Origin of the sequence: Kitasatospora sp. NPDC058063, from assembly GCF_042885395.1 — a bacterium.
GTDB lineage: Bacteria > Actinomycetota > Actinomycetes > Streptomycetales > Streptomycetaceae > Kitasatospora > Kitasatospora lactacystinica.
The window spans coordinates 207,535-215,368 of sequence record NZ_JBHVSD010000015.1; the positions used below are offsets into that span (position 1 = coordinate 207,535).

The 7,834-nt window shown below is 74.0% G+C and carries 6 protein-coding genes; 1 reads left to right on the forward strand and 5 read right to left on the reverse strand.

The genetic code is table 11. The features are described from left to right. Nucleotides 1–47: 47 nt before the first annotated feature. Complete coding sequence (locus ACFVUY_RS25800; protein WP_387733613.1) at nt 48–1,205, reverse strand: HAD-IA family hydrolase; 1,158 nt, start codon at nt 1,203–1,205, stop codon at nt 48–50. A 434-nt stretch (nt 1,206–1,639) separates the two neighbouring features. Then, the gene (locus ACFVUY_RS25805; protein WP_387733615.1) at nt 1,640–2,020 is read right to left on the reverse strand and encodes a hypothetical protein; all 381 of its coding nucleotides are present in this window, start codon (nt 2,018–2,020) and stop codon (nt 1,640–1,642) included. 357 nt (nt 2,021–2,377) lie between these two features. Here ACFVUY_RS25805 and ACFVUY_RS25810 point away from each other — a divergent pair, with 357 nt between their 5' ends. Continuing rightward, nucleotides 2,378–2,854 (forward strand): universal stress protein, encoded by a 477-nt coding sequence (locus ACFVUY_RS25810; protein WP_380351429.1) that lies wholly within the window; start codon nt 2,378–2,380, stop codon nt 2,852–2,854. Between the two features lie 158 nt (nt 2,855–3,012). On the opposite strand, the gene ACFVUY_RS25815 is transcribed toward ACFVUY_RS25810, so the two are convergent. From ACFVUY_RS25815 to ACFVUY_RS25825, 3 genes are all read right to left on the reverse strand, one after another. Further along, entirely contained in the window at nt 3,013–4,203 is a 1,191-nt protein-coding gene (locus tag ACFVUY_RS25815; RefSeq protein WP_387691855.1) for an acyl-CoA dehydrogenase family protein, read from the reverse strand. Between the two features lie 176 nt (nt 4,204–4,379). Continuing rightward, nucleotides 4,380–5,375 (reverse strand): hydroxymethylglutaryl-CoA lyase, encoded by a 996-nt coding sequence (locus ACFVUY_RS25820; RefSeq protein ID WP_387733618.1) that lies wholly within the window; start codon nt 5,373–5,375, stop codon nt 4,380–4,382. Beyond that, entirely contained in the window at nt 5,372–7,651 is a 2,280-nt protein-coding gene (locus ACFVUY_RS25825; RefSeq protein ID WP_387733620.1) for a biotin carboxylase N-terminal domain-containing protein, read from the reverse strand. The genes ACFVUY_RS25820 and ACFVUY_RS25825 overlap by 4 nt, the downstream gene beginning before the upstream one ends. Nucleotides 7,652–7,834 lie beyond the last annotated feature (183 nt).

The window sequence follows — 7,834 nt, forward strand, 5'->3', positions numbered from 1 at the left end:
GCGGCGGGGACGGTGGGGACGGCGGGATGTGAAGGGGCGGCCGGGCGCTACTGGGCGGCCGCCACGGCGGCTGCGGACGTAGTGGTCGCCGAGCGCGATGCGGAAGATGCGGACGATGCCGTGCCGGGCGCAACGGTGAGGGCGACCGGGGCGGGTGCGGCGCCGTCGGGCCTCGGGCGGACGGTCGCGGCTGCGGTCGTGGCTTTGGCCGTCGCTGTGATCGGTGCGGGGCGGAGGCCGTCCGAGGCCGGGCCCGGTCTGCCGGCCGCCCGGGTCCCGGAGTCCGCTCCGGTGTCCGTGCGGGCCTCGGCGATCACGGCAAACCCGCCTGATCGGTTTCGGACACCGGGCCCGCCCGCGGGCGCGGGCTCGCCGGCCGGCCCGGTCGTTGCGGAAACGGATGCGCTCGGGCCGTCCAGGGCGGCCATCGCGGGATGTGCGCCGGACCGTGCGCCGACCAGCGCCGTCGCGTAGCCCGGCATCCCCGCTGCCGTCTTCCGGAGCGGCCCGTCGGAGCGGACGCCCGGTCGGGGCGAGGGCGCGTTCCGTGCGGCGAGGACCTGGCCGACCGCCTCCGGCAGACCGGCCGCCTTGAGCGTCGGCCGGTAGCCGCTCTCCGCCCACGGCCGCCCGTGGTGCAGCCAGACGCTGCGCAGCCCGGTCAGTTCGGCACCGGCGATGTCGGCGGGTGCGTGGTCCCCGATCATCCAGGTGTGGTCGGCCCAGTCCCCGGTGGGTGCGATGCCGCACCGTTGGGCGGCCATCTCGAAGATCAGCGGGTCCGGTTTGACGCAGTCGGCCTCCTCGGAGATGACCCAGCCGTCGACCAGCGGGCCCAGTCCGGTCCGCCGGATCTTCTCCAACTGCGGCCGGGTGCCGCCGTTGCTGACGATCCCGAGCGTCCACCCGGCCGTCCGGGCGGCTCGCAGCGCCTCGATGTGCCGGGGCGGGCAGTGGATATGGGAGTTGATGCCGCGTCGGTAGTGGGCAATCAGGAAGTCGGCAGAGACGTCCAGCCCGTAGCGGCGCCGGACCGCCGACAGTACGGTGCTGCGCGGAACGTATCCGCCGCCGTCGAGGGTGACGAACCACTCGAGGTCGCCCGGCGGGAGATCGTGTTCGGACAGGAAGTCCTGCGCCCAGGCCCGGTAGGCGGCGTCCCGGGGCAACAGGGTGTTGTCGAGGTCGAACAGGAGCAGGGGCATGCCAAGCATGGTGCCAGCGGCCGAGCCTATGCACCTGGCAAATGCCAGACGGCGTCGCGAAGCCGTACGGAGTGGCCGAAACGGCCTCCGTGCGCCTGCGGCGGGCGGTGACGCGCGGGCCGTCCGGGGCTGTTGGGGCAGGTCGGACGTCACGGTTCGCGACGCACGGCAACGGATCGTCGCCGATCCATGACAGTCCGGTCACGGTGTCCCGTGGGGCTGTTGCGCCGCCCGGTCCGCTCAGTCAAGCTCCAGGGAACCTCCTTTCCGGAGGGGGCGCGATCGCCTGTGGGCGGGGCGCACTGCCTCAGCGGGCGCATCCCCCTTTCGCGGGAACAACGTCGCTCAGGGGCTTCCTCGCTGGGCGGGGCCCCAGGCCCGTCGTACTCTGAAAGGAACAGGTCACATACGGTGCTGCGCGGCGCAGACCGACGTCATCCCGTGGGCGGGCCTGCTGCCCGGGCAGCGTTGTTCTCCTCTCCTGTCGGCCCCTCTCCATCGAAGAGCCGTGAGCCATGGCTGGTTTTGAGCCTCCCCGACCGGTCGAACCGGACACCCTCCGCAGCGTGGGCCCGGCGGGCGGGTCTGCCTGCGACCGTCCCGACGAACCGGCCGAAGTCCGTGCCGACCGGCAGGGCGACGACGACCGTGATCGCCGCAGCGGCCACCTCGGTGAGGGCCGCGAAGGCGGTCTCGACGACGCCCGTGACGACGACCGCAAGGGTGGCCACGGCGACGGCGGCGCGGGCGGGTCTGCCGGCCCGCGAGCCGATGGACGAGTCGACGAACGGGTCGATGGACGAGCCGACGCGCACGCCGAGGCCCCGGGCCGCGTCCCGGGCGTACGGACGGGACGCGAGCGAGCCGACGCCGCCGAGGAACCCGAGGCGGCCGGAGTGGCCCGTGCGGCCCGGCCGACCGACGTGGCACAGCCGACCGGCGTGGCCCGGCCGGCAGAGCCAGGGGAGTCCGGCCCGGGGCGTGACGGCCCGCCGGGCTTCGCGCGCGCTCTGCGCGGCCTCGCCCGTCGGGGCAGCCTCGCCCGCCGTGAGCGCCAGGGGCCCCGCCAGCGGCGTGGCGAGCCCCCGGCCGACCCTGCCGGGTCTCCGGTGACGGGCCGCCTGGGCCCGGGCGCCGAGCGTCCGGAGGCGGCTGCCGGCGCGGCCGGCCCGCTGGGTGGCCACGCCGAGCCGTCCGGGCAGGAAGCCCCGGCGCCGTCCCTCGACCCGGTGTTCCAGCACGGTGTGGTGGTCGGCTTCGACGGCTCGCTGTCGAGCGAGCGCGCTCTCGCCTACGCCGTCGGCATGGCGCGCCGTTCGCAGTGCGGTCTGGTGATCGTGCACGTCGCCAACCGTCTGCCCGCCACCGTCTGGGCAGGCTGCGAGCCACCCGTCTTCGTCGACCTCCCCGACCACCGGACCGAGGTCCTCGGCCTGGAGCTCGCCTGCGCGGATTTCCTCACCGGGGTGCCGTGGATCCTGGTCGAGCGCGGCGGGGACATCTGCCACGAGATCGAGGAGGTCGGTCGTGAGTACGCCGCCGACGCGATCGTCGTCGGCACGACGCACGGCCTGCTCGGCAAGATCTTCGGCTCGGTCTCCGGACGGCTGGCGCGGCGGGCCAACCGTCCGGTGATCGTGATCCCCTGAGGTCTCTCGTTCCTGAGGCTTCTCACGAAGCCTCCCCGAGGTCTCCTCCTGCTGCCTCCTCCATCGTCGGGCTCCCCAACTCTGTTCGCGGGGAAGCGCGTTGAGTGGTACGTGACCCGGTGGGCGCGGCTCAGGAGGTGACCATCAGGGTGTGGTCGTCACGAACCGACGCCGAGTTCCCGGGCGATGAGCATGCGCTGGACCTCGGACGTGCCCTCCCCGATTTCCAGGATCTTGCAGTCGCGCCAGAAGCGGGCGACCGGGAATTCGTTCATGAAGCCGTACCCGCCGTGGATCTGGGTCGCCTCGCGGGCGTTGTCGACGGCGGCCTCGGACGAGTACAGCTTCGCGATCGCGGCCTCCTTCTTGAACGGTTCACCGTGCAGCAGCCGGGAAGCGGCGTCCCGCCAGGCCAGGCGAGAGGTGTGGGCGCGCAGCTCCATGTCGGCGAGCTTGAACTGGATGGCCTGGTTGGCGCCGATCGGCCGGCCGAAGGCCCGGCGCTCGCCGGCGTACTTCACGGACTCGTCGACGCAGCCCTGGGCCAGGCCGGTGGCCAGGGCCGCGATCGCGATGCGGCCCTCGTCGAGGATCCGCAGGAACTGGGCGTAGCCTCGGCCACGCTCGCCCAGCAGGTTGGCCGCGGGAACGCGGCAGTCGGTAAAGGACAGTTCGCGGGTGTCGGATGCGTTCCACCCGACCTTCGAGTACTTCTTCGAGACCTGGAATCCGGGGGTCCCGGTGGGCACGATGATGGAGGAGATCTCCCGTGCAGGCGAGCGGAATTCGCCCTCTTCACTCGAACGAGCGATCGGTTCGGTGAGTGCGGTGACGGTGACCAGACCGGTGATGTCGGTACCGGAGTTGGTGATGAAGCACTTGGTCCCGTTGATGACCCACTCGTCGGTGGCCTCGTCGTAGCGCGCCGTGGTGCGGGTGGCCCCCGCGTCCGACCCGCCCTCCGGCTCGGTGAGGCCGAAGGCGCCGAGGAGTTCGCCCGAGGTCAGCCGGGGCAGCCACGTGCGCTTCTGCTCCTCGGTGCCGAACCGGTAGATCGGCATCGCGCCGAGCGAGACGGCGGCCTCCAGGGTGATCGCCACCGAGGAGTCGACGCGGGCGAGTTCCTCCAGGGCGAGGCCGAGGGCGAAGTAGTCCCCGCCCATGCCGCCGTACTCCTCCGGGAAGGGCAGGCCGAAGAGCCCCATCCGCCCCATCTCCCGGACGATCTCGTAGGGGAACTCCTCCCGCTCGTAGAACCCGCCGATCTTCGGCGCCACCACGTCCTGGGCGAACTCGGCGACGGTGCGCCGCAGTTCCTCGTACTCGCTGCTGAGCCTGTGGTCGAGCATGGTGATCCTCCTGGCGCCCGGCCGGGTCGGCTGCGGACGTGAGCGGGGTGACCGGCGTCCGTCGGACGGTGTGACGGACGCGCGGTGTGATGTGAGGGACGGGTGTCGGGCGGTGCGGGTGGTGCGCGGCGCCGGCCGGGTTGCGGGCGGTCGGCGCCGGGACGGGTGCGGGCGGGTCAGCTCCCGGTGGAGCCGAGCAGCGCCTGGACGGCACGGGAGGGACTCGGGCGGCCGAGGCGCTCGGCCATCCAGCCGCTGGTCGCGACGAGCGCGCGCAGGTCGACGCCGGTCCGGATGCCGAGCCCGTGCAGCATCCAGACCAGGTCCTCGGTGGCCAGGTTGCCGGTGGCGCTCTTCGCGTACGGGCAGCCGCCCAGGCCGCCCGCCGAGGCGTCCACCGTGGTGACGCCCTCGCGCAGTGCCGCCAGGGTGTTGCTGAGCGCCTGGCCGTAGGTGTCGTGGAAGTGCACGGCGAGCCGGTCGACCGGGACGCCGGCCCGCGCGAAACCCGCCAGCAGGGCGGTGACCTGGCCCGGAGTGGCCACCCCGATGGTGTCGCCGAGGCTCAGCTCCGCGCAGCCCTGCTCCAGCAGCTGCACGCCGTACCGGACCACCTGGTCGACCGGGACGGGGCCCTCCCACGGGTCGCCGAAGCACATCGAGAGGTAGCCGCGGACCGCGACCCCGGCCTCGGTGGCCCGGGCCACGACCGGGCGGAACATCGCCATGGCCTCGTCCGCCGAGCGGTTGAGGTTGCGGCGGGCGAAGGTCTCGGTGGCGCTGGCGAACACCGCGATGTCGGACGCGTGGTGGGCGAGCGCGCGGTCCAGGCCGCGCTCGTTGGGCACCAGCACCGGCAGCCGCAGGCCGGGGTGGCGCTCCGGCAGGCCGGCGAGCCGGGGGAACAGCTCCTCCGCGTCGGCCAGCTGCGGTACCCATTTCGGGTGAACGAAGCTGGTGGCCTCGACGGTGCGCAGCCCGGCGGCCGCGAGCCGGGCGATGAACTCGGCCTTCACCTCGACCGGCACCGAGGACTTCTCGTTCTGCAGGCCGTCGCGCGGTCCGACCTCGTGGATCCGGACCTCCTCGGGCAGACCGGGGGCGCGGACCGGGTCGGGCAGGCCCAGGTCGAGGGCGTCGGGCTCGCGGGCGGGGGCGGTGGGGGTGGTCACGACCGGACCTCCGCGGGCTCGGCGGGGGCGGAGACCGGATCGGCCGCCGCGTCCCCGGCCGCCGCGTCCTCGACCGGGGTGACCACGACCAGCAGGTCCTCCATCGCGACGGTGGCGCCGGCGGCGGCCCGCAGTTCGCTCACCACGCCGTCGTGCGGTGCGGCGATCACGTGCTCCATCTTCATGGCCTCCAGCACGAGCAGGGGCTGCCCCTTGCGGACCGTCTCGCCCGCCGTGGTCTTGACGACGGTCACGGTGCCGGGCATCGGGGCGGTGAGGGCGCCGTGGTGCGCCCCGGCCCCGGCGGCGCTCTCGACGACCGGGTCGTAGGCGTGCAGCGGCCAGGCGTCGCCCTCGATGCCGAGCCAGGTCACCGGTCCGGCGGCGAGGCCGGGGGTGGCATCGGTGGCCAGTGAGAACGCGGTGCGGAGGCCGTCGACGGTCAGGTGCAGCCGGTCGCCGGCCAGGGTCGCGCGGGCGCGGTGCGCGGGGCCCTCGTCGAGCCGGAGCTCCACCTCGCGGGTGGTCCCGGCGGAATTGTCAGTGGCATCGGCTACGTTGCCCGCAGTGATCGAACGGATGCGCACCGCCACCGGGTCCTGGCCGGGGGTACGGAGTCGGTGGGTGGTCCAGGCGGGGGTGCCGCCCAGGCGCCAGCCGGAGGGAAGGGAGAACGGGTCGGTCCAGCCGTCGGGGTCGGCGGCCGGGGTGAGTTCCAGGAGCCGTGCCAGTGCGGCCGCGTAGTAGAGGAGGTGAGCGGGTGACGGTGCTTCGACCGTCGAGGTCGGGTCCGCCGTGGTCGCGTCCGGGGTGATCGCGTTCACGGGGGAGTGCGGCGAGGTGAGCAGGGCCGGCTGCTCCTGGGCCGTCCGTTCCACCAGGCCGGTGTCCAATCGGCCGGCGGCGACCTCGGGGTGTGCGAGCAGTCGGCGCAGGAAGCCGGTGTTGGTGGTGATGCCCAGGATGCGGGTGTCGGCCAGCGCCGCGCGGAGCCGGCGCAGCGCGGTCGGGCGGTCGGGCCCGTACGCGATGACCTTGGCGAGCATGGGGTCGTAGGCGCTGGTGACGACGGTTCCGGCGGCCACCCCGGAGTCGACGCGGATGCCCTCGCCCCGGGGCTCGTCCAGGGTGAGGATGCGGCCGCCGGTGGGCAGGAAGTCCCGTTCCGGGTCCTCGGCACAGATGCGGGCCTCGATGGCGTGGCCCAGGAAGGAGACGTCGGACTGGGTGAAGGAGAGCGGTTCGCCGGCGGCGACGCGCACCTGCCACTCGACCAGGTCGAGCCGGGCCGAGTCCGCGCCGACCGCGACGGCGAGCTCGGTCACGGGGTGTTCCACCTGGAGACGGGTGTTCATCTCCATGAAGAAGAAGTCCCGCACCCCGTCGGCGTCGGAGGCGGCGTCAGGGGCGTCCGGGTCGATGCCGGGGACGATGAACTCCACGGTGCCGGCACCGGTGTAGCCGCATGACTCCGCGGCGCGGACGGCCGCGGCGCCCATCGCGGCGCGGGTCTCGGCATTGAGGAGAACGGAGGGAGCCTCTTCGATCACTTTCTGGTGGCGGCGCTGCAGGCTGCACTCGCGCTCGCCGAGGTGGACGGTGGTGCCGTGGGCGTCGGCCAGCACCTGCACCTCGATGTGGCGCGGCCGGTCGACCCAGCGCTCCAGCAGCAGGGTGTCGTCGCCGAAGGCGGTGCGGGCGACGCGGCGGGCGGCGGCGATCTCGGTGGGCAGGTCGGCGCGGTCCCGCACGAGCCGCATGCCCTTGCCGCCACCGCCGGCGGACGGCTTGAGCAGCACCGGGTAGCCGATCTCGTCGGCGGCGGCGACGAGTTGATCGTCGGTGGGCGCGGTGGCCTGGCTGCCGGGAACCACCGGGACACCTGCGGCCCGGACGGCCTCCTTGGCATTGATCTTGTCGCCCATCAGCTCGACCGCACCGGGAGGAGGTCCGATGAAGGCGAGGCCCGCGTCGGCGCAGGCGCGGGCGAAGCCGGGGTTCTCGGCGAGGAAGCCGTAGCCGGGGTGGACGGCCTGGGCGCCGGTGCGGCGGGCGGCGTCGAGGATCCGGTCGGTCCGCAGGTAGGTCTCGGCCGCCGAGCTGTCGCTGCGGTCGGCCGGGCCGAGCCGGACCGCGACATCGGCCTCGCGGACGTGCGGCGCGTCGGCGTCCGCGTCGCTGAACACGGCGACCGAGCGGATGCCGAGCCGCCGCAGGGTGCGGATCACCCGGAGGGCGATCTCGCCGCGGTTGGCGACCAGAACTGTGTCGAACATGGGAGGCGTTCCTCCGGGTCGAGGGGAGCCGTACGAAGGAGGTGGCGGTGGGCGGTCGGGGGGGGGGGCCGGGGGGGGGGGGGGGGCGGGGGGGGCCCCCCCCCCCCGGGGGGGGGGGCCCCCCCCGGGGGGGGGGGGGGGGGGGCACACGCGGCTGAAGCCAGACCACGGGGGGGGGGGCCC

Coding starts and splice junctions, on each gene's coding strand:
- ACFVUY_RS25815 (WP_387691855.1), bottom strand. CDS start 4,203: ATGCTCGACCACAGGCTCAGCAGCGAGTACGAGGAACTGCGGCGCACC.
- ACFVUY_RS25825 (WP_387733620.1), bottom strand. CDS start 7,651: ATGTTCGACACAGTTCTGGTCGCCAACCGCGGCGAGATCGCCCTCCGG.
- ACFVUY_RS25800 (WP_387733613.1), bottom strand. CDS start 1,205: ATGCCCCTGCTCCTGTTCGACCTCGACAACACCCTGTTGCCCCGGGAC.